Source organism: Bacillus andreraoultii, from assembly GCF_001244735.1.
GTDB lineage: Bacteria > Bacillota > Bacilli > Bacillales > Caldibacillaceae > Caldifermentibacillus > Caldifermentibacillus andreraoultii.
In genome coordinates this window covers 211,471-234,816 of the sequence record NZ_LN868936.1, presented here as the reverse complement: position 1 = coordinate 234,816, position 23,346 = coordinate 211,471, and the positions used below count along the sequence as shown (strand labels likewise).

Annotated in this window: 15 protein-coding genes and 4 pseudogenes; 10 read left to right on the top strand and 9 right to left on the bottom strand. The window is 36.3% G+C overall.

Going from position 1 to position 23,346, the window contains the following annotated elements:
- Window positions 1–80 precede the first annotated feature (80 nt).
- The 5 genes from BN2144_RS04205 to BN2144_RS04180 all read left to right on the top strand — a co-directional run bounded on the left by BN2144_RS04205 (window position 81) and on the right by BN2144_RS04180 (window position 8,744).
- Window positions 81–1,283 carry a nitrate/nitrite transporter gene (locus BN2144_RS04205; RefSeq protein ID WP_042337580.1) on the top strand — a complete coding sequence of 401 codons (1,203 nt, stop codon included), beginning with the start codon at window positions 81–83 and terminating at the stop codon, window positions 1,281–1,283.
- Between the two features lie 686 nt (window positions 1,284–1,969).
- On the top strand, window positions 1,970–3,157 hold the full coding sequence (norA, locus tag BN2144_RS04200) for a multidrug efflux MFS transporter NorA (RefSeq protein ID WP_033827062.1): 1,188 nt from the start codon (window positions 1,970–1,972) through the stop codon (window positions 3,155–3,157).
- A gap of 114 nt (window positions 3,158–3,271) precedes the next feature.
- Window positions 3,272–5,377 carry a heavy metal translocating P-type ATPase gene (locus tag BN2144_RS04195; RefSeq protein ID WP_033827061.1) on the top strand — a complete coding sequence of 702 codons (2,106 nt, stop codon included), beginning with the start codon at window positions 3,272–3,274 and terminating at the stop codon, window positions 5,375–5,377.
- Between the two features lie 1,364 nt (window positions 5,378–6,741).
- The gene (locus tag BN2144_RS04190) at window positions 6,742–7,176 is read left to right on the top strand and encodes a DUF5626 family protein (RefSeq protein WP_033827060.1); all 435 of its coding nucleotides are present in this window, start codon (window positions 6,742–6,744) and stop codon (window positions 7,174–7,176) included.
- Window positions 7,177–8,114: 938 nt separating this feature from the next.
- Window positions 8,115–8,744 carry a DUF5626 family protein gene (locus BN2144_RS04180; RefSeq protein ID WP_033827058.1) on the top strand — a complete coding sequence of 210 codons (630 nt, stop codon included), beginning with the start codon at window positions 8,115–8,117 and terminating at the stop codon, window positions 8,742–8,744.
- A gap of 318 nt (window positions 8,745–9,062) precedes the next feature.
- On the opposite strand, the gene BN2144_RS04175 is transcribed toward BN2144_RS04180, so the two are convergent.
- Together BN2144_RS04175 and BN2144_RS04170 are read right to left on the bottom strand one after the other, a co-directional pair.
- Window positions 9,063–9,347, bottom strand: a complete 285-nt coding sequence (locus BN2144_RS04175) for a hypothetical protein (protein WP_050632201.1) — start codon at window positions 9,345–9,347, stop codon at window positions 9,063–9,065.
- A gap of 107 nt (window positions 9,348–9,454) precedes the next feature.
- On the bottom strand, window positions 9,455–9,754 hold the full coding sequence (locus tag BN2144_RS04170; protein ID WP_050632200.1) for a transposase: 300 nt from the start codon (window positions 9,752–9,754) through the stop codon (window positions 9,455–9,457).
- A gap of 595 nt (window positions 9,755–10,349) precedes the next feature.
- Here BN2144_RS04170 and BN2144_RS20865 point away from each other — a divergent pair.
- Window positions 10,350–10,466, top strand: a complete 117-nt coding sequence (locus tag BN2144_RS20865; RefSeq protein WP_187366965.1) for a lipoprotein — start codon at window positions 10,350–10,352, stop codon at window positions 10,464–10,466.
- 259 nt (window positions 10,467–10,725) lie between these two features.
- Here the strand turns inward: BN2144_RS20865 and BN2144_RS04160 are convergent.
- The 3 pseudogenes from BN2144_RS04160 to BN2144_RS19040 all read right to left on the bottom strand — a co-directional run bounded on the left by BN2144_RS04160 (window position 10,726) and on the right by BN2144_RS19040 (window position 14,278).
- Window positions 10,726–11,936, bottom strand: a pseudogene (locus BN2144_RS04160) (IS110 family RNA-guided transposase).
- A 504-nt stretch (window positions 11,937–12,440) separates the two neighbouring features.
- Window positions 12,441–13,091, bottom strand: a pseudogene (locus tag BN2144_RS04155) (ABC transporter permease); the annotation flags it as partial.
- Between the two features lie 6 nt (window positions 13,092–13,097).
- A pseudogene (locus BN2144_RS19040) lies at window positions 13,098–14,278 on the bottom strand (IS110 family RNA-guided transposase).
- 65 nt (window positions 14,279–14,343) lie between these two features.
- Here BN2144_RS19040 and BN2144_RS20860 point away from each other — a divergent pair.
- The gene (locus tag BN2144_RS20860) at window positions 14,344–14,460 is read left to right on the top strand and encodes a lipoprotein (protein WP_187366965.1); all 117 of its coding nucleotides are present in this window, start codon (window positions 14,344–14,346) and stop codon (window positions 14,458–14,460) included.
- A 259-nt stretch (window positions 14,461–14,719) separates the two neighbouring features.
- Here the strand turns inward: BN2144_RS20860 and BN2144_RS04135 are convergent.
- From BN2144_RS04135 to BN2144_RS04125, 3 genes and pseudogenes are all read right to left on the bottom strand, one after another.
- Window positions 14,720–15,930, bottom strand: a pseudogene (locus tag BN2144_RS04135) (IS110 family RNA-guided transposase).
- Between the two features lie 504 nt (window positions 15,931–16,434).
- Entirely contained in the window at window positions 16,435–17,184 is a 750-nt protein-coding gene (locus BN2144_RS04130; RefSeq protein ID WP_033827056.1) for an ABC transporter permease, read from the bottom strand.
- On the bottom strand, window positions 17,181–17,924 hold the full coding sequence (locus BN2144_RS04125; RefSeq protein ID WP_033827137.1) for an ABC transporter ATP-binding protein: 744 nt from the start codon (window positions 17,922–17,924) through the stop codon (window positions 17,181–17,183). Before BN2144_RS04125 ends, BN2144_RS04130 begins: the two co-directional genes overlap by 4 nt.
- A gap of 269 nt (window positions 17,925–18,193) precedes the next feature.
- Between BN2144_RS04125 and BN2144_RS19830 the strand changes: the two genes are divergently transcribed.
- The 3 genes from BN2144_RS19830 to aceA all read left to right on the top strand — a co-directional run bounded on the left by BN2144_RS19830 (window position 18,194) and on the right by aceA (window position 21,480).
- Complete coding sequence (locus BN2144_RS19830) at window positions 18,194–18,340, top strand: hypothetical protein (protein ID WP_154665488.1); 147 nt, start codon at window positions 18,194–18,196, stop codon at window positions 18,338–18,340.
- A gap of 196 nt (window positions 18,341–18,536) precedes the next feature.
- Entirely contained in the window at window positions 18,537–20,114 is a 1,578-nt protein-coding gene (gene aceB, locus BN2144_RS04120; protein WP_042337579.1) for a malate synthase A, read from the top strand.
- Between the two features lie 91 nt (window positions 20,115–20,205).
- Window positions 20,206–21,480: an isocitrate lyase gene (aceA, locus tag BN2144_RS04115; protein ID WP_033827055.1), complete on the top strand. Its 1,275-nt coding sequence runs from the start codon at window positions 20,206–20,208 to the stop codon at window positions 21,478–21,480.
- A 467-nt stretch (window positions 21,481–21,947) separates the two neighbouring features.
- Here the strand turns inward: aceA and BN2144_RS04110 are convergent, their stop codons facing one another.
- Entirely contained in the window at window positions 21,948–23,282 is a 1,335-nt protein-coding gene (locus tag BN2144_RS04110) for a methyl-accepting chemotaxis protein (RefSeq protein ID WP_407638007.1), read from the bottom strand.
- Between the last annotated feature and the right edge of the window lie 64 nt (window positions 23,283–23,346).

Here is a 23,346-nt window from a genome sequence, read left to right as displayed (position 1 = left end):
AATCACACGGTGGGAAAGATTCATTTTTTAAGATAGAAGAGAAATAAATAAATCGTGTATTAGAAGGGAAGGGTTATTCGATGAGAAAGCCATCGATTCAATTGACACTTCAAACAACAAGTTTAGTTACTGGGTTCATGATTTGGGTATTAATTTCATCGCTTATGCCAAGTATTAAACAAGATATTGCTTTAACGGAAAGTCAAATTTCTATGATTACCGCCATTCCAGTTATTTTAGGTTCATTGTTACGAATTCCCATTGGATTTTATACTGATCGGTTCGGCGCAAGGAATTTATTCATTATTAGTTTTATCGCACTACTTATACCAGTGTTTTACATTAGTGTTGCTAATTCATTTATTGACCTTGTAGTAGGCGGGCTATTTTTAGGTATTGGTGGAGCTGTTTTTTCAGTAGGGGTTACATCATTACCGAAGTATTATCCGAAAGAAAAGCAAGGATTAATTAATGGTGTATACGGAGTTGGAAATGCCGGTACCGCTATTACAACTTTCGGTGCCCCAATTATTGCAAAATCTATTGGTTGGCAAAAAACGGTTCAATTATATTTAATCCTATTACTTATTTTTATTGTTTTAAACTTTATTATTGGTGATCGAAAAGAGACAAAAGGAAAACAATCTATGGTGGAACAGTTAAAAGGCGTTTATAAAAATACAACGCTTTGGTTTCTTAGTTTGTTCTATTTTATTACTTTTGGAGCATTTGTGGCTTTTACAATGTTTTTACCAAACTTCTTAGTAAACAATTTTGAACTTGATTCAGTTGATGCAGGTATTCGGACAGCAATCTTTATTGTCATTGCAACATTAATGCGTCCGGTAGGTGGATTTTTAGCCGATAAATTTAATTCCTTTATTATCTTGATGTTTACCTTTACTGCGGTTACTTTATCTGCTGTGATTCTAGCATTTTCACCAAATATCGAGTTGTTTACAGTCGGCTGTCTTGCTGTCGGGATCTTTGTTGGTATAGGAAACGGGACTGTGTTCAAACTTGTTCCACTTTACTTTTCAAACCAAGCGGGTGTTGTGAACGGTATTGTTTCAGCGATGGGTGGTTTAGGTGGATTTTTCCCTCCGCTCGTTTTAACGTTAGTCCACAATATAACGGGTCAGTACTCCATCGCTTTTATGGCTTTATCGGAAGTAGCGCTTGCTTGTTTAGTAATTGTCGTATGGATGTTTTCCCAAGAACGAATAAATAAACAAAAAAGCGACTTTTTCAATAGAAATAATAAAGTTGGCCAAAGTTATTAATAAAAATAGAGGTTGTCTAAAGTTGAATTTACTTTTAGATAACCTCTGTTTTTTTAGATTATAGAAAAGTATAAGTTTTTGGCTGATAGGAAAGTATAAAGTTTTTGATTTCTACTTTCCTATACCCATAAGGGCACAAGGAAAGCTTCGGCAACATTGTATCGCATCCGCAAAACAGCCTTTTCGGCGAGCGAGGATCTCCCATCACCTAAAGACCTCGGGACGCCTAAGTTTTCTTTATTGGGCTACCATGAAAAAAAGACGTTGCACTAGTGTAGACGCCTAATTTGCGGTAAAAAAGGTTGGGAAGGTCCTTTCGAAGGGTTCTAGACGCCCGAATCGTGGTAAAAAGGGTTGAAACGGTCATCTAGAAGGGTTCTAATCGCCCATCCAACTCATGGCCAATCAATCGAATTGAAGTAATCATGTGCCAAATCCACACCTAAAAAACTAACAACAAAAAACGGACAAGCCCACTCATACGAAGCTATTCCGTTGTGTTATTCATATTAGCGAATTCGAATTTCACTTTTAAGATCAAAGAGGTGCTTTGTTATAAAAAACTTAAATAGGTTTTCAGAAAGTTTGATTGTAAAAGTTTTATAAAAATCCTTATATCGATTAATATAGTAATATGTAATTATTGAATGATGAGAAGAATCACATCTTTGTCAAGGAGAAAAGTTATGCATAAAGAAAAGAAACTAACATTAAGTATTTTACTCGCAAACCTTTTTCTTGCTTTTTTAGGAATTGGTTTAGTTATACCAGTCTTGCCAACAATTATGAATGAGTTAGCAATTGATGGCACGATTGTCGGCTATATGGTAGCCGTCTTTGCACTTGTACAACTCATTGCATCTCCAATTGCTGGGAGATGGGCTGATAAATATGGACGAAAACGAATGATTATTATTGGATTGGTTATTTTTGGTCTATCTGAATTTTTATTCGGTATAGGAAAAAGTGTAGAAGTCCTATTTATATCACGAATGCTTGGTGGTTTAAGTGGTGCCTTTATTATGCCGGCTGTTACAGCGTTTATAGCTGATATAACAACCGTTCAAGAACGGTCAAAAGCTCTCGGGTATATGTCAGCGGCAATTAATACAGGTTTTATTATCGGACCTGGATTTGGAGGATTTTTAGCTGAGATTGGAACCCGGTTACCCTTTTATGTTGCTAGTATTCTCGGTATGCTCGCGGCAATTTTATCATTGTTCCTATTGAAAGAACCAGAGAGATCCGAGGAAACGAGTGTTATAGGTAATGTAGATTTTCGAGGAAGGTATAAAATTATATTTAAACCAATCTATTTTATCGCACTATTATTAATATTTATTTCTTCTTTCGGTCTTTCCGCATTTGAGTCACTTTTTAGTTTGTTTATTGACCATAAGTTTGGTTTTTCCCCGAAAGATATTGCCATTATGATTACGGGTGGGGGAATTGTCGGTGCAGTTGTCCAATTGTTTTTATTTGATTATTTAGCGAAAAAAATAGGTGAAATTAGTTTAGTGCGTTGGTGTTTGATCTTTTCAGCAATCGTTGTATTTGTCATGACCATTGTTAATCATTATTTTACAATCCTTCTAACAACATTTATTGTGTTTGCTGGTTTTGATTTAATTCGCCCTGCCATAACAACGTACTTATCAAAAGTCGCGGGAAGTGAGCAAGGGTTCATTGGTGGGATGAATTCGACATTTACGAGTATCGGTAATATATTTGGACCAATAATTGGTGGAAGGTTATTTGATGTGAACTTAAATTATCCTTACTATTTTTCAGTGCTCGTGTTAGTCATAGGAATTGTACTTTGTCTATTTTGGAAAAATCCAGAAATGTCGACTAAAACGATTCAAAGAGGATAAGACTTCGATTCATGGAGATCGGATTGAAAGAGTACCTAGAACTAATATTCGAACTTATTGTAGTAAAAAGGGCTCGGGAAGTAAGTTGCCTTATTATAAATGAGGTGTATACACATGAGTGAGAAAGCCAAAACGTATCGTATTGAGGGTCTTTCATGTGCAAATTGTGCAAAGACCTTTGAAAATAATGTGAAAGGTTTAGACGGTGTAGTCGATGCGAAAGTCAATTTTGGAGCGGCAAAAATTACGGTATTAGGAACAACAACTGTAAATGAGCTAGAGCGAGCAGGGGCTTTTGAAAATTTGAAGCTTCGCGATGAACGAGAACAAACAGTAGACCAAAGACCGTTTTGGAAGGCAAGGGAAAATGTAAAAGTTTATCTATCGGCTCTAATTTTAATTGTAAGCTGGCTTATAGGGAAAAAGTTAGGCAATGAAAGCTATATACCAACAATCGGATATGCATTAACCATTCTTATTGGTGGACATTCGTTATTTATCAGTGGATTAAAAAATTTAGCTCGGTTCCAGTTTGACATGAATACGCTTATGACGATTGCAATTATTGGTGCAGCAATTATTGGAGAATGGGGAGAAGGGGCAACCGTTGTCATTTTATTTGCCATTAGTGAAGCATTAGAACGCTATTCAATGGATCAAGCAAGAAACTCTATAAAATCTTTAATGTCTCTTTCACCTAAAGAAGCTTTAATTAGACGTCACAATCAAGAAATGGTTATTCCTGTAGACGAAATCCAAATTGGCGATGTCATGATTGTCAAACCTGGAGAAAAGCTCGCGATGGACGGCATTGTTTTACGTGGAACATCAACGATTAATCAAGCTGCGATAACTGGCGAATCGTTACCTGTTGCAAAGGGGATCGGTGATGAAGTCTTTGCGGGCACATTAAACGAAGAAGGTTTATTAGAAGTTAAAGTGACAAAACTTGTAGACGATACAACATTGGCAAAAATCATTCATTTAGTAGAAGAAGCGCAAGGAGAAAAAGCACCCGCACAAGCCTTTGTTGATCGTTTTGCTCAATATTATACGCCAGTGATTATCATCATTGCATTTTTATTAGCGGTTGTTCCACCTCTATTTTTCTCTGCAGACTGGGGGAGGTGGATTTATCAAGGCTTAGCAGTACTTGTAGTAGGCTGCCCTTGTGCATTAGTCGTATCAACCCCTGTTGCAATTGTGACAGCGATTGGTAACGCGGCTAAACACGGTGTTTTAATAAAAGGTGGGATTTATCTAGAAGAAGCGGCACACATAAAGTCGATTGCCTTTGATAAAACGGGAACTTTAACAAAAGGGACTCCAACCGTGACAGACTTTATTCCTCTTGTGAAAAACCAGGAGAACCTACTTGAGATTACAGCAGCAATTGAAGATCAATCGAGTCATCCTTTAGCTTTTGCATTTGTAAAAAAGGTAAAAGAAGAAGGGGTCTCTTATAAAAAAATCCAAGTAAATAACTTTCAATCGATTACCGGATTTGGTGTAAAAGGAGAGGTTCATGGACAGCTGTATTATGTTGGAAGTCCAAAATTATTTGAAAAAATAAGTGAAATCGCAATAGAAGTAGAACAGATAATAGAATCATTACAGAATGAAGGTAAAACGGTTATGTTGCTTGGGAGTGAAAAGGAACTGCTTGCCATATTTGCCGTTAGCGATGAAATTAGAAAAACCTCACAATCCTTAATAAGAGAGTTAAATAAATTAGGCATTAACAATATAATTATGCTAACAGGAGATAATCGTGCAACTGCAAAAGCAATCGGGAGCGTAATTGGCGTATCGGAAGTGAAAGCTGAGTTACTTCCGGAAGATAAATTAACGTATATTCGCCAATTACGGAATAATCATGGCCATGTTGCAATGGTTGGTGATGGTGTCAATGACGCACCGGCACTAGCTGCAGCTAATATTGGAATTGCAATGGGTGGTGCGGGGACAGATACCGCTTTAGAAACAGCGGATATTGCTCTCATGTCAGATGACCTTTCAAAGTTGCCATATACAATAAAGTTGAGCAGAAAAACATTGAAAATTATTAAACAAAACATTACCTTTTCTCTAGTTGTTAAGCTAGTGGCACTACTCCTTGCTTTTCCAGGATGGTTGACGCTATGGCTTGCCATTTTTGCTGATATGGGTGCTACTTTAATTGTTACGTTAAATAGTCTTCGGTTGATTAATAGGCAATAGGTGGTAAAGATTGAAAAGAAGTGTAACAACGGAGCTTATTCTAGGTTTTAATATATAATCATTTATCGTACGAAAGGGAGACAGTTGTCTTCTTTTTTTTGCTAATAGGGGAGTGTAAAGTTTCCAATTTTTTACTTTCCTATACGCATAAGCGTGGGAGCCTCTAGCAGCATTGCATCGCAGCCGAAAAAAGCCATTTCTGTGAACTCCGGCTCTGCTTTTTCCTGGGGACTCAAGCACCCTTGAGTTTTCTTTGTGAGCGGTTTTTAGCAGACTTCGGGAAATTCGGGATCATCGAAAGGTTGTATGATCCCGTTTTCGTGTAAACCTCAGAATTTTAGGTTCAAAGAAAGGTTCTATGCACCTTTTAGGTTCAAAGAAAGGTTCTATGCACCCGTTTTCGCGTAAACCTCAGAATTTTAGGTTCATAGGAAGGTTCTATGCACCCGTTTTCGCGTAAACCTCAGAATTTTAGGTTCATAGGAAGGTTCTATGCGCCCGTTTTCGCGTAAACTTCAGAATTTTGGGCTTATAGGAAGGTTGTATGCGCCCATTTTCGCGTAAACTTCAAGGTTTTGGTCTTATAGGGAGATTCTATGATCCCGTTTTCGCGTAAACTCAAGGATTTTGGGCTTATAGAAAGGTTGTATGCGCCCGTTTTCGCGTAAACTTCAAGGTTTTGGTCTTATAGGGAGATTCTATGATCCCGTTTTCGCGTAAACTTCAGAATTTTGGGCTTATAGGAAGGTTGTATGCGCCCGTTTTCGCGTAAACTCCAGAATTTTGGGCTTATAGGAAGGTTGTATGCGCCCGTTTTCGCGTAAACTCCAGGATTTTGGTCTTATAGGAAGGTTCTATGCGCCCGTTTTCACGTAAACTTCAGAATTTTAGGTTCATAGAAAGGTTCTATAAGCACGTATCAGTAAAATCTGTGGTATCTTCGTGTGACCATGCCACATTAGAAGCCCAAATCCCCATACTTTTTATCAAAAAGGTCGTCAATTGCTCTTCAAAACATCGGTAAATCCAACTTTTCCAGCAAAATGGTCATCTACCTTTTAAGCCCCCTTAATCCTTTGGACACCTGAATTGAAAACAAGTACAATAGATTTTAAAAAATATTCAATATATTACTTTACTAATTTTGGTTATATGATAATATAATTGTATGAGTATTCTAAAAAATCGGGGGGGGTAAAAAAAGAGAGAAAAAAACTTACATTTACTACAATCGTAACACTTATCATTACAACTATCCTTTTGCATCTAATACCAAAGTTCCTGAAATTACAGACACAGGAGAAAAAGAAATTTCTATTGGGCATCCTATTAAGGCAGAATTAAATGACTTAGACTTAAATTCAATGGACTTTAGCAAGGCATTCACTATTGAAGAAACAATAATTGATGAAAATGGTATTGAGGTAGTTGTAGGATTAAGTTTCGAACCAAGTAAAGAAAGCGAATTCCAAACTACAGCGGGTAGTAAAACTTACAAAGCTTCAACTGGAACTTGGAGAGCCTATTATAAAGGTGGTATTATTGCATCAATGGAATACCGTTTTGACGTATCAAAAAGTGGTAGCCAGTGGAAAATTTCTAACGGTCGTGATTTAAGTTATCATGCATTATTTACCAAGTTCAGTAAAGAAAAGTTAGTTATTAATCGTTCAAAATCAACAAGTACTTATCCTGCAGAGATAAGAGGTTCAGTGTATGCGCAATTCTTTGATACAGGATGGGTTGGTACTATTTATTCAGGTACAGCATACAGCATGGCTAAAGACGACTATAAATAGTAAGGGGAAATTAACTGTATCATGGAATTAATAAAATCTTGATTCAAAACACAACACGATTTTTGTTTTTACATGAGGGGTGGGGTGAATCTATGGAACTCACAACTATTATGAAAATATTCGGGATAGTCCTATTATTCTCAATTACGTTAGGCGTGTTTTTTGGAATTAAATACCTAATAAAGTACAACGCTGAGGTAAAAAAAAGAATGATTAATATTAAAAGGGACTGTCGGATAAGTTCCAAAAAAGGAAGTAGAGAAGGACGACTCGTTTTTCTCTACTTCCTTTTTTCTTTTTATTGTACCTTATATTTAGCTAATCTTGGTGAAAATCTTCACGAATTAGTTTCAAAGATTTCTTGAATTTACTGCGCTTTTGGCAGATCTCTTTTCGAATCACTGTATCAGATTCTTTCTCTATTTCCTCCGTTAAAGTCTCCACATTATCTTCTAGTTCCTGTTCGTTGATTTCTNCCGTTTTCGCGTAAACTTCAGAATTTTGGGCTTATAGGAAGGTTGTATGCGCCCGTTTTCGCGTAAACTCCAGAATTTTGGGCTTATAGGAAGGTTGTATGCGCCCGTTTTCGCGTAAACTCCAGGATTTTGGTCTTATAGGAAGGTTCTATGCGCCCGTTTTCACGTAAACTTCAGAATTTTAGGTTCATAGAAAGGTTCTATAAGCACGTATCAGTAAAATCTGTGGTATCTTCGTGTGACCATGCCACATTAGAAGCCCAAATCCCCATACTTTTTATCAAAAAGGTCGTCAATTGCTCTTCAAAACATCGGTAAATCCAACTTTTCCAGCAAAATGGTCATCTACCTTTTAAGCCCCCTTAATCCTTTGGACACCTGAATTGAAAACAAGTACAATAGATTTTAAAAAATATTCAATATATTACTTTACTAATTTTGGTTATATGATAATATAATTGTATGAGTATTCTAAAAAATCGGGGGGGTAAAAAAAGAGAGAAAAAAACTTACATTTACTACAATCGTAACACTTATCATTACAACTATCCTTTTGCATCTAATACCAAAGTTCCTGAAATTACAGACACAGGAGAAAAAGAAATTTCTATTGGGCATCCTATTAAGGCAGAATTAAATGACTTAGACTTAAATTCAATGGACTTTAGCAAGGCATTCACTATTGAAGAAACAATAATTGATGAAAATGGTATTGAGGTAGTTGTAGGATTAAGTTTCGAACCAAGTAAAGAAAGCGAATTCCAAACTACAGCGGGTAGTAAAACTTACAAAGCTTCAACTGGAACTTGGAGAGCCTATTATAAAGGTGGTATTATTGCATCAATGGAATACCGTTTTGACGTATCAAAAAGTGGTAGCCAGTGGAAAATTTCTAACGGTCGTGATTTAAGTTATCATGCATTATTTACCAAGTTCAGTAAAGAAAAGTTAGTTATTAATCGTTCAAAATCAACAAGTACTTATCCTGCAGAGATAAGAGGTTCAGTGTATGCGCAATTCTTTGATACAGGATGGGTTGGTACTATTTATTCAGGTACAGCATACAGCATGGCTAAAGACGACTATAAATAGTAAGGGGAAATTAACTGTATCATGGAATTAATAAAATCTTGATTCAAAACACAACACGATTTTTGTTTTTACATGAGGGGTGGGGTGAATCTATGGAACTCACAACTATTATGAAAATATTCGGGATAGTCCTATTATTCTCAATTACGTTAGGCGTGTTTTTTGGAATTAAATACCTAATAAAGTACAACGCTGAGGTAAAAAAAAGAATGATTAATATTAAAAGGGACTGTCGGATAAGTTCCAAAAAAGGAAGTAGAGAAGGACGACTCGTTTTTCTCTACTTCCTTTTTTCTTTTTATTGTACCTTATATTTAGCTAATCTTGGTGAAAATCTTCACGAATTAGTTTCAAAGATTTCTTGAATTTACTGCGCTTTTGGCAGATCTCTTTTCGAATCACTGTATCAGATTCTTTCTCTATTTCCTCCGTTAAAGTCTCCACATTATCTTCTAGTTCCTGTTCGTTGATTTCTTCTTCATCATTCTCTGTAACTGTTTGCTTTGTTCCAAATTCTACCTGTGTTAATTCATGAATATGTTGAAGTGTTTCTTGAATTTTTTTCTTCAATCTTTCTTCGAATTTAGACGTTGCTTTTTCCATACGAAAGAATACCGATTAGCATCAGCTTTTATTTTTGTACCATCCAAGAAGTAGTTTTCCATCGTGATGTATTTTTCTTTTATTAATTTCAGAATCATGGCTTCAAATCATTCATCCATTAACCCCTTCATTCGTTCTCCGCGAAACTCATTAATCGTGCGGAAATCTGGCTGTTGCATTGCTGATAACCACATGGCGGGAATTTTCTTAAAAATTAACTTTTCGATCCTACGGTGGGAGTACACTTTTTGGGAGTAACCAAACAAAATACTTTTAAGCATCATTTTGGGGTGAAATGAGCTTCGTCCACCATCTTTATAGTGAGAATACAAGTTTTTATTCGGAATAGCTTCAACCATTTCGTCTACTACACGTGCGATATGATGTTTAGGTGCTTTTCGCAGCATTATATTAAAGCCGAAAAACTCTCCTTCTCATCGAGAGAACTCTAGGCTCTTTGGTTTCCTAGAGGCTCTAGCGCCCCCTGAGTTTTCTTTATTGAAAAATAGGATTTTGTCGAGTTTTGCGGGGAGAAAAATAAGAAAGTATGGATATGACAAGCAAATTTCGATATTCAAACAAACGATTGTTTTAAATAATTGTCGGACTTTCTGTCGGATACGGTCGATTTTTTGAAGAGAAATAGAAGGAGGAGGAATTTGTCTAATTGTCGAAATTTGCGGTACGATTTTCTAAAAAAGCTTGATATATAAAGGATTTAGTCGAATTCAAACAAACGATTGTTTGAAAAAACTCTTCAAGACGCCCGTTTACCCGAAGTGTTTATTATCAATCATTATTCCAGAACTACCGCCTTACTAGGTTAATAAATAGTTGAGGAATGACCTGAATGAAAGGATATGGAAATCCTTACAAAAAAAATAATTTTTATTTTGTTGCACAAATTTTACTCCCTATTGTAAAGTTATAATTAATATGAGCACAATGTATAATTAGGAAAATTAAAATAGTTTTACATAATTATAAAAGTGGGTATGTATTATGAGGAAGATTTTATTATTTTTATTTGTCATATTGATATTGTCTTCATGTTCACAAAACACGTCAATTGTTTATGGGGTAGAGGAAAAAGGGCTGTCCGAAAAGTGGATATCCTAAAAAAATGTGATAATCAAGAATGTTGATATATCAAGGTTTTAAAATATGAAAAGGGGCATCCGGAAATCAAAAATACAACTTTCTGGGCAGCCCCTTTCTTACCTCCAGTCAAGTAGTTTTTAAAATATTTTTGTACAAAGGAATAATTTTTATGTATGGGAGGGGGTACCCCTCCCATACATAAAAATTTGCAACGACAAATAGACCTTACGAATTTTACTTTTTTCGAGGTCATCTATGATATATTTAAATCAACCATTTACGCACAGGAGATAGCTGTGTCGTAATCGTATGGTACATTGTGTTGAATAAGGTGAAAGATTAGTTTCAAAAACTTATTCATACACGCGATAATGGCAACCTTATGAGGCTTTCTCTGGGGTTGCGTTTTTAATTTGTCATAATAATCGACTAAGTGATTACTTGTTTTTTTGCGTAAGGTAATCATCGTTTTCATCATATAAAATAAAATTTTCCGTAATTTCTTATTTCCACGCTTGTTAATGCGATCTTGATAATGTGTATTGCCCGATTGATAGCGCATTATATCAATTCCCACATAGGCGTTTAATTGTTTATGGTTTTTAAAACGGCAAATATCGCCTAATTCCCCAATAATGCGCACAGCTGTAGTCTCCCCAATCCCAGGAAACGAAATAAGCACTTGAAATTCGGAACGGTCTTTCGAAAGTTCAACCATTTGTTTAACTAGCTGTTCCTTTTCTTTTAAATGCGTTTTGCGTAATCCTTTACTTGTTCACACCTAACATCCGTTGAGGAAATAGCTGGATAAGATTCTTTGGCAACTTCTAATAAAATAATCGCTTTTTCTTCTGCACGCTTTAACGAAAGATTTTTTCGTGTATTGTCTTTTAGTCGGTTGCGAATCACCGTTTTAGAATGCGCTATTAGTACCGTCGGATGAGGATAAAGCTGCACGATGTTTAAAAACAATGCAGAACGTGGTGTAATAATCTGCTCTAACTCTGGGAAACTGAGTTGTAAAATGGCATGCATCCGATTCCATAAATGATTGATTTCTGTATCGACCTCATCATAATATCGCGTTAACGCACGAATCTGCTCATCGTATTCATCCTGTTGGTATGTATAGTCCCGTTCCATTTTAAAATGAGTTTTCGCCAGCTCATGTGCATCACTCTTATCTGTTTTATGCCGACGCATGGAAGCCATTTGAAGGTTTGCCTCTAATGGATTCATCCGGCTATACCTATACCCATGGTCGCATAAAAACTTCTCCAATCCTTTTGAATAAACGCCTGTCGCTTCAAAGACAATTTCAGGTGCTTGTCCATCAAGAATCTTTAATTGTTGTAATCGCTCATGAAGCAATTGAAAGCTAGAACGTGTATGTTCAATCTCACCTTCATACTCACATCGTTTATAACGGTCATATACCGTCATCACACTTTTCCCCATACTTACATCAAAAGCTACAACATGTTTCATATTTTCTTCTCCTTTTTAGCCATCCATAGAAGCCTTCACAGTGCCTTATCGATTCCATTTTCTTCTAGGACCCAACATACTAAACTGATTCAAATAAGGTTGTGAAGTAGGTCTGTTTTTGATACGGACTCTCTATTGGTCCCAGGGGCTGTTCGACCTTCCTTCACTTCTACTATAAACAAATAGTAGCACAAACCATGGCCTTGGTCTGTGCTACTAATGTTAGTATGTTTTTTGGCTAATGGGAAAGTATAAATCTTCCAATTTCTACTTTCCTATACGCATAAGCTAGGGAGGCTGCGGTAGCATTAATTCAAAGGCGAAAACCGCTCTTTCTTTTCGGTATTTTTATCAAAGGGGGCATCTATAACCCTTCAAGACGATCGTTTCCACGAATTTCAATGCAAAACAGTCGTCTATAACTCTTCTAGATGACCATTTTATTTTTTTTTCATCGCAATTTGGGCGTCTATAACCCTTCAAGACGCCCGTTTCCCCTTTTTTTTATTTCTTAACACGTTGCATTTGTTTATTAAACAGTGTTGGATAAGATAGAAACCCTAACAGAACACTTGTTAATACAGCTGTTGTTAGAAGTAGAAATAATATTAATAATTGAAATTGAACGGCTTGAACAGGGTCAGCTCCAGCAATAATTTGTCCACTCATCATACCAGGTAACTGTACTAATCCCATTGTTTTTTGACTTTCTATAGTGGGAATTGTACTTGCTTTTATTGCAGAAATTAATTGTTTATGGATGGCCTGTTTCGGTGTTCCGCCAAGAGATAAGATTAATTCAATTTCATTTTCAAAGGCATGAACCTCTGCAGTAAAGCGATTAAGAAATAAAATAGATAAGACCATTGAGTTACCAATCATCATCCCGCTAATTGGAATAATGTATTGTGCGGTTGCCGGAGTAATATGGAATCCGAGTAAGATTGCTTGAGTTAATACTTCAACACAAATAAAAGTAAAAACTAACTTTTTTGTTATACCTGTTATGGAAGACCCTTTTTTTCGCGCATTTAAAGTAGCTGCACCAATCATTAAAAGGACCATCAAAGCAATATAAAGGTAGCTTTCTGAAGTAAATACAGTTTGTAATATGTAACCGACAATTAAAAGTTGAATGATTGAACGGACCGTTGCNACCATTTACGCACAGGAGATAGCTGTGTCGTAATCGTATGGTACATTGTGTTGAATAAGGTGAAAGATTAGTTTCAAAAACTTATTCATACACGCGATAATGGCAACCTTATGAGGCTTTCTCTGGGGTTGCGTTTTTAATTTGTCATAATAATCGACTAAGTGATTACTTGTTTTTTTGCGTAAGGTAATCATCGTTTTCATCATATAAAATAAAATTTTCCGTAATTTCTTATTTCCACGCTTGTTAATGCGATCTTGATAATGTGTATTGCCCGATTGATAGCGCATTATATCAATTCCCACATAGGCGTTTAATTGTTTATGGTTTTTAAAACGGCAAATATCGCCTAATTCCCCAATAATGCGCACAGCTGTAGTCTCCCCAATCCCAGGAAACGAAATAAGCACTTGAAATTCGGAACGGTCTTTCGAAAGTTCAACCATTTGTTTAACTAGCTGTTCCTTTTCTTTTAAATGCGTTTTGCGTAATCCTTTACTTGTTCACACCTAACATCCGTTGAGGAAATAGCTGGATAAGATTCTTTGGCAACTTCTAATAAAATAATCGCTTTTTCTTCTGCACGCTTTAACGAAAGATTTTTTCGTGTATTGTCTTTTAGTCGGTTGCGAATCACCGTTTTAGAATGCGCTATTAGTACCGTCGGATGAGGATAAAGCTGCACGATGTTTAAAAACAATGCAGAACGTGGTGTAATAATCTGCTCTAACTCTGGGAAACTGAGTTGTAAAATGGCATGCATCCGATTCCATAAATGATTGATTTCTGTATCGACCTCATCATAATATCGCGTTAACGCACGAATCTGCTCATCGTATTCATCCTGTTGGTATGTATAGTCCCGTTCCATTTTAAAATGAGTTTTCGCCAGCTCATGTGCATCACTCTTATCTGTTTTATGCCGACGCATGGAAGCCATTTGAAGGTTTGCCTCTAATGGATTCATCCGGCTATACCTATACCCATGGTCGCATAAAAACTTCTCCAATCCTTTTGAATAAACGCCTGTCGCTTCAAAGACAATTTCAGGTGCTTGTCCATCAAGAATCTTTAATTGTTGTAATCGCTCATGAAGCAATTGAAAGCTAGAACGTGTATGTTCAATCTCACCTTCATACTCACATCGTTTATAACGGTCATATACCGTCATCACACTTTTCCCCATACTTACATCNGTATAATTAGGAAAATTAAAATAGTTTTACATAATTATAAAAGTGGGTATGTATTATGAGGAAGATTTTATTATTTTTATTTGTCATATTGATATTGTCTTCATGTTCACAAAACACGTCAATTGTTTATGGGGTAGAGGAAAAAGGGCTGTCCGAAAAGTGGATATCCTAAAAAAATGTGATAATCAAGAATGTTGATATATCAAGGTTTTAAAATATGAAAAGGGGCATCCGGAAATCAAAAATACAACTTTCTGGGCAGCCCCTTTCTTACCTCCAGTCAAGTAGTTTTTAAAATATTTTTGTACAAAGGAATAATTTTTATGTATGGGAGGGGGTACCCCTCCCATACATAAAAATTTGCAACGACAAATAGACCTTACGAATTTTACTTTTTTCGAGGTCATCTATGATATATTTAAATCAACCATTTACGCACAGGAGATAGCTGTGTCGTAATCGTATGGTACATTGTGTTGAATAAGGTGAAAGATTAGTTTCAAAAACTTATTCATACACGCGATAATGGCAACCTTATGAGGCTTTCTCTGGGGTTGCGTTTTTAATTTGTCATAATAATCGACTAAGTGATTACTTGTTTTTTTGCGTAAGGTAATCATCGTTTTCATCATATAAAATAAAATTTTCCGTAATTTCTTATTTCCACGCTTGTTAATGCGATCTTGATAATGTGTATTGCCCGATTGATAGCGCATTATATCAATTCCCACATAGGCGTTTAATTGTTTATGGTTTTTAAAACGGCAAATATCGCCTAATTCCCCAATAATGCGCACAGCTGTAGTCTCCCCAATCCCAGGAAACGAAATAAGCACTTGAAATTCGGAACGGTCTTTCGAAAGTTCAACCATTTGTTTAACTAGCTGTTCCTTTTCTTTTAAATGCGTTTTGCGTAATCCTTTACTTGTTCACACCTAACATCCGTTGAGGAAATAGCTGGATAAGATTCTTTGGCAACTTCTAATAAAATAATCGCTTTTTCTTCTGCACGCTTTAACGAAAGATTTTTTCGTGTATTGTCTTTTAGTCGGTTGCGAATCACCGTTTTAGAATGCGCTATTAGTACCGTCGGATGAGGATAAAGCTGCACGATGTTTAAAAACAATGCAGAACGTGGTGTAATAATCTGCTCTAACTCTGGGAAACTGAGTTGTAAAATGGCATGCATCCGATTCCATAAATGATTGATTTTTGTATCGACCTCATCATAATATCGCGTTAACGCACGAATCTGCTCATCGTATTCATCCTGTTGGTATGTATAGTCCCGTTCCATTTTAAAATGAGTTTTCGCCAGCTCATGTGCATCACTCTTATCTGTTTTATGCCGACGCATGGAAGCCATTTGAAGGTTTGCCTCTAATGGATTCATCCGGCTATACCTATACCCATGGTCGCATAAAAACTTCTCCAATCCTTTTGAATAAACGCCTGTCGCTTCAAAGACAATTTCAGGTGCTTGTCCATCAAGAATCTTTAATTGTTGTAATCGCTCATGAAGCAATTGAAAGCTAGAACGTGTATGTTCAATCTCACCTTCATACTCACATCGTTTATAACGGTCATATACCGTCATCACACTTTTCCCCATACTTACATCAAAAGCTACAACATGTTTCATATTTTCTTCTCCTTTTTAGCCATCCATAGAAGCCTTCACAGTGCCTTATCGATTCCATTTTCTTCTAGGACCCAACATACTAAACTGATTCAAATAAGGTTGTGAAGTAGGTCTGTTTTTGATACGGACTCTCTATTGGTCCCAGGGGCTGTTCGACCTTCCTTCACTTCTACTATAAACAAATAGTAGCACAAACCATGGCCTTGGTCTGTGCTACTAATGTTAGTATGTTTTTTGGCTAATGGGAAAGTATAAATCTTCCAATTTCTACTTTCCTATACGCATAAGCTAGGGAGGCTGCGGTAGCATTAATTCAAAGGCGAAAACCGCTCTTTCTTTTCGGTATTTTTATCAAAGGGGGCATCTATAACCCTTCAAGACGATCGTTTCCACGAATTTCAATGCAAAACAGTCGTCTATAACTCTTCTAGATGACCATTTTATTTTTTTTTCATCGCAATTTGGGCGTCTATAACCCTTCAAGACGCCCGTTTCCCCTTTTTTTTATTTCTTAACACGTTGCATTTGTTTATTAAACAGTGTTGGATAAGATAGAAACCCTAACAGAACACTTGTTAATACAGCTGTTGTTAGAAGTAGAAATAATATTAATAATTGAAATTGAACGGCTTGAACAGGGTCAGCTCCAGCAATAATTTGTCCACTCATCATACCAGGTAACTGTACTAATCCCATTGTTTTTTGACTTTCTATAGTGGGAATTGTACTTGCTTTTATTGCAGAAATTAATTGTTTATGGATGGCCTGTTTCGGTGTTCCGCCAAGAGATAAGATTAATTCAATTTCATTTTCAAAGGCATGAACCTCTGCAGTAAAGCGATTAAGAAATAAAATAGATAAGACCATTGAGTTACCAATCATCATCCCGCTAATTGGAATAATGTATTGTGCGGTTGCCGGAGTAATATGGAATCCGAGTAAGATTGCTTGAGTTAATACTTCAACACAAATAAAAGTAAAAACTAACTTTTTTGTTATACCTGTTATGGAAGACCCTTTTTTTCGCGCATTTAAAGTAGCTGCACCAATCATTAAAAGGACCATCAAAGCAATATAAAGGTAGCTTTCTGAAGTAAATACAGTTTGTAATATGTAACCGACAATTAAAAGTTGAATGATTGAACGGACCGTTGCGATAACCGTATCTTTCTCTAAATCTAAATGTAATGTTTTTGATAATAGAAGCGGGATAAGGACGAAAATTAATGACAATGACAGAGTTAAGTAATTCAATCTTGTTCCCCCTTTACAAATTGCTTTACTTGCTGATTATTTGGAGATACAAGAATAGAAATATCTCCTGCATCAACTACTTGACCATCCATCATAACCCAAGCATAGTCACCAACATGAATTGCCTGCTCTAGATTATGGGTAATCCAAATGATTGTTGTTCCGAATTGTTTATTTATATTCATAATTAATTGCTCAATCTCTTGTTGAGAGATACGATCGAGAGCAGAAGTAATTTCATCAAGAAGTAAAATGTCTGGTCTATTCACTAGTGTCCGTGCAATCGAGACTTTTTGTCGCTGTCCTCCAGATAAGTCGCTAGCTTGATGGGTGAGAAACTGTTTATCTAAGCCAACAAGATCCAACATTTTTACAGCCTCATCTTTCCTCAACTGCTTTCCTTGGAGATGAAGAGGAAGGTTTAAATTATCCATAACTGTACCATTAACCATCGGGGCATGTTGAAGGGCAAGGCCAACTTTCCTCCTCAATGTAACAGGGTCATACTCGTTAATATTCTTTTTATTAATTATAATTTCCCCTGAGCTAGGTGATTCGAGCCCATTACATAGACGGAATAATGTTGTTTTTCCTGAACCTGAAGGGCCCACTAACGTAGTAATTTTGCTTTCCGGAATAGCCCCGTTAATATCCTTTAAAATATGTAAACCATCGATATTATAGTGAACATGTTCAAATTGAATAGCTGGGTTCAAAATTTCCACCGATCTCACTTCCATTCCTATAAAAATATATAAATGTATCATTTTAATCAATATGTTCAGTTGTGCACATTAAATTATTTTAAATAATTTTCCATGGAAACACAAAATATATGCCAGTGATGAAAACTGTGAAAATATGCTCATTTATGCGGTGCGAGATAGAAAAGTAAAATTTAAAAAAATTTTCAAAAAAGGGGTTGCGTTTTTATTTATCTGTTATATAATAATTATTAATTAAATTAACTGTAGTAATACAAAGTAAAAATTTGAAGGGAGAATGGAATATGAATTGTAGAACTTGTGAAGGAAACGGAGAAATGCCTTGTACTTGCCATTTGGAGATGAAATCGAATCACGCTCATTGTGACCACTGCCATGATTCGGGTATTGTTGAATGCAGACGCTGTAATGGTACAGGATTAATTGACTAACAACCTACTTTTCGCAATAGACAAAAGTTTTTAACTTTACATTAAATTTATAGTTGAAATAATATTTTGTTTGTAGTATAACAGAATTATAGTTTAATTGTATTATAACAGTGGTAATATTTCTTTAGCGAATTCGCACCTTTTGTATAACACAATAATCTAACCAAGTATTCTGATGTGAAAAAGGGGTGTAAACATGGAAAGGACGCAAGAGAGATTGCAATATGAAAAATCTGCAATCATTACAGAAGAAGCAGCGGTATTTTTAGAAAAGCTTCACGACAATTTTGAAGAAAAAAGAAAGTCTTTATTAAAACTACGTGAGACATTACAACAGGAATTTGACCGAGGGAAGAAGCCAACATTTTTAGAAGAAACGAAGTCGATTCGGGAAGGGGACTGGACAATCGCCCCAATTCCGAAAGATCTTCAAGATAGAAGAGTTGAAATTACAGGTCCTTCTGGTGACCCTAAAATGGTTATTAATGCTTTTAACTCGGGTGCAAAAGTATTTATGGCTGACTTTGAAGATGCGAACTCGCCGACATTTGAAAATACCATTCAGGGGCAAGTGAACTTACGTGAGGCAATTAGGAGAACATTACATTTTACTGCTCCAAATGGAAAAGAGTACAAATTAAATGATGAGATTGCAACGTTAATCGTTAGACCACGGGGATGGCATATGGTAGAAAAGCACTTTTTAGTAGAAGGAGAACCAATCTCAGCGAGTCTATTTGATTTCGGACTCTTTTTCTATCATAATGCAAAAGAATTACTTGCACGTGGTTCTGGTCCATATTTCTACTTACCAAAGCTTGAAAATGCGAAAGAAGCACGTTTGTGGAATGAAGTCTTTGTTTTTGCACAAGACGAACTTGGCATTCCTCAAGGTTCGATTAAGGCCACGGTCCTTATTGAGACGATTACAGCTGCTTTTGAAGCAGATGAAATTCTATATGAATTAAAGGACCATAGTGCAGGCTTGAACTGCGGTCGTTGGGATTATATTTTTAGTACAATTAAAAAGTTTAGAAAGCATGAAGAATTTATTTTACCTGACCGCTCACAAGTTACGATGGAAGTCCCATTTATGCGGGCCTATACACTGTATGTAGCTAAAACTTGTCATAAACGGAATGCGCCTGCTATCGGTGGTATGGCGGCACAAATTCCTGTAAAAAACGATGAGGCGGCTAATGCGATTGCGTTTGAAAAGGTAAAGAAGGATAAAGAAAGAGATGTTAAAGATGGGTTCGATGGTAGTTGGGTCGCACATCCAGGTCTAGTATCTGTATGTAAGGAAGTGTTCGATAAGTTCATGCCTGGACCGAACCAAATTCATCGGAAACGGGATGATGTCCACGTTACAGCTGAGCAATTAGTAGAAGTACCTCAAGGAGAAATTACAGAGGGGGGACTTCGTACGAATATTAGTGTTGGAATCCAATACATTGAAGCATGGTTAATTGGTCGTGGAGCTGTCCCTCTATATAACTTGATGGAAGACGCAGCGACTGCTGAAATTTCCCGTGCCCAAGTATGGCAATGGATTCGCCATGATAAAGGGATTCTTAATGATGGAAGAAAAGTAACTCACGAGCTAGTGAATCAGCTCATTGATGAGGAACTTGAAAAAATAAAGGTTGAAGTAGGCGTTGAACGGTTTGAAAAAGGTCGCTTTGACGAGGCTACAAAACTATTTAGACAGTTAATCGAGCAAGAAGAGTTTATCGAATTTTTGACAATTCCTGGCTATGAGAAACTAGATTAATGAGTAGTAGGTTAATAGTTTTTAAGATGCATATATAAGTTATATTTTTTAAAAATTCATATAATTAAAATGACTTGGGAGGAAAATCACAATGAACAAAGCAGAACAAATTCAACAATTAAAAGAAATGTGGAATTCAGAAAGATTTAAAGGAATTAAACGTCCATATACAGCTGAAGAAGTCGTTCGCCTTCGCGGGCAAGTATTAGTTGAACATACGTTAGCAAAAAGAGGGTCAGAACTTCTTTGGAAACAATTAAATGAAGAAGATTACATCCATTCTCTTGGTGCACTTACGGGTAACCAAGCAGTTCAACAAGTAAAAGCAGGTTTAAAAGCAATCTACTTAAGTGGTTGGCAAGTAGCTGCTGATGCAAACTTAGCTGGACAAATGTATCCAGACCAAAGTTTATATCCAGCAAACAGTGTTCCAGCAGTTGTAAAACGGATTAACCAAGCTCTACAACGTGCTTCAGAGATTGATAGCATTGAAGGTCGCGATGATACGAATTGGATGGTTCCAATTGTTGCTGATGCAGAAGCAGGATTCGGTGGTGCATTAAACGTATATGAGTTAATGAAAGGTATGATTGAAGCTGGTGCCGCTGGTGTACACTTTGAAGACCAATTATCTTCAGAGAAAAAATGTGGTCACTTAGGTGGTAAAGTATTGCTACCAACGCAACATGCCATCCGTAATTTAATTGCTGCTCGTCTTGCAGCAGACGTATTAAATGTTCCAACTGTACTTATTGCGCGTACAGATGCAAACGCTGCACAACTATTACAAAGTGATGTAGATCCATATGATCACCAATTCTTAACAGGTGAGCGTTCACCAGAAGGATTCTATTATGTAAACGATGGTATCGAGCAAGCCATTGCTAGAGGTCTAGCTTATGCACCATACGCAGATTTAATTTGGTGTGAAACTTCCGAGCCAAACTTAGAAGAGGCAAAACGTTTTGCAGATGCAATCCATGAACAATACCCAGATAAGATGTTGGCATATAACTGCTCACCGTCATTTAACTGGAAAGCAAAATTAGATGATAAGACAACTGAAGAATTCCAGAAAGAAATTGCGAAAATGGGTTATAAATATCAATTCGTAACATTGGCTGGTTTCCATACTTTGAATCACAGTATGTTTGAATTAGCTTATGATTATCGTGAGCGTGGTATGGCTGCCTATAGTGAATTCCAACAAGCTGAATTTGCTAGCGAAGCAAAAGGCTATACAGCAACTCGTCATCAACGTGAAGTAGGAACTGGTTACTTTGATGAAGTAGCAACAATTGTTTCAGGTGGTCAAAGCTCTACTACGGCTTTAAAAGGTTCTACTGAAGAAGAGCAATTTGTATAAGTCTTAAGCTATTTGCTCAATATAATGGACAATGAACTGTTGAAAGTTATCTTTATCCTTGAGTTTGTAAATTCTCATCCAAGGGGGAGAGCTATCCCCCTAAAAATTCCCTTTTTGTTATCATCTCCACTCTGTTGGAGGTGATTTTTTTAGCTAATAGGAAAGTATAATTCTTCCAATTTCTATTTCCCTATACATCGAATATTCCACGAATTTTTTTCCTAGACTCGACATCGTGTCTATGAACTGAAATTTGTGGACTCGTCCTAAAACAATTTGAAAGAAGCAGACGTCACCAATTACTTTCAGAAAAAAAGAAAAAGTACAATGGTAAAAGGAGAAGAACAAAGAGTTCCTCTCCTTTTACACTATAAATTCCCATCAAACCTTATTCGCTAATCTCTGTACTAAATTGCTTTATTTTACTGTAAATTCGCACCCACAGGAGGGGAACCTACATTTAAACTTTATAGCTTAAATGTACCAATCAAACTATTCATCTCATCCGCCAGATGTGCTAAATGATTTGAGCTTTCTGTAATAATTTCCATTGAACTACTCGTTTGCTGTGACGAAGCGGACGTTTGTTCAACGCCTGAAGCTGCTTCCTGTGTAATGGCATTTATTTCTTCTATCGATTGGTTCATTTCTTTACTATTGGAAGCAATAGTAGCTAAGTTTTCTGTTATATGGTTAATATTATTTACCATTTCGTTAATGGCATGATTAATGTCGTTAAACTTCTCTTCTGTCATTTGAATTTGAGCTGTGCCGTGTTCAACTTCTTTATATCCTTGTTCAAGTGCATTCGTGACTTCACTAATTTCCACTTGAATATGATGTACAATTTCTGTTATATCTTTTATCGAAAATGCAACTTGTTCAGCTAATTTCCTTACTTCATCCGCAACGACAGCAAATCCTCGACCATGTTCTCCTGCTTTTGCTGCTTCAATGGCGGCATTTAATGCTAATAGATTTGTTTGATTAGCAATATCTTTAATCACAGAAATTAATTTAGAAATTTTTTGCGAATCGTGATCAAGACCTTGCACCTTTTGGACAGTATTTTTAACAATCGAATCAATCTTTTCCATTTGATCTGAAGAGGAAGTCATTAATTCGCGCCCATCTAAAGACATATCTACTACCCGTTTTGATGATTGTTCTACATTCGTTCCATGTTCATTTGTTGCTTCAACTTTTTCGTGGAAAGATTTCATGATAGTAGATAAATGACTTGCTCGCTGTGCTTGTTGTTCCGCTCCGCTCGCTAAGTTTTGCATTGTGATGGCTGTTTGTTCCGCACCCATTTTTACTTCATGAGCAGAATGGGTTAACTCTTCACTTTGGTGTGCTACCGTGTCTGAAACAGACTTTATACTCGTAAGCAATTCCCGCATTTGAAGATTCATCTTATTCGTTGCTTGAATGAGCTGACCTGCTTCATCCCTTAAATTCGTTTCTAGAGGTTTTCCACTTAAATTCCCTTCTGCAATCATATTCATTCGCTTCATAACGGCTCTTATCGGATTAGAGATTGAACGAACAGTCCAAGCGGCAACAAAAAGACTAAGGAATATGACGAAAAATGAAATAATAATACTAAATGTACTACCTGTATTCCCAGCTGAAATGATTTCGTCTCCTGTTTGATTAATTTGCTTTTCCCGGTTCGTTGATAGATTTGTAAATGAAGAGATTAGGTCATCCGATAAAGGCTCAACCTTCTCATTTAATCTTTTAATCGCGAGTTCATCATTCCCTTTTGATAGTTCCGCATATACTTCATTAATAATCATATTTACCCATTGTTCTTCTTTCGCAAAGAGGTCCTTCACTTCAGTTGAAGAATCCATTTTTAAA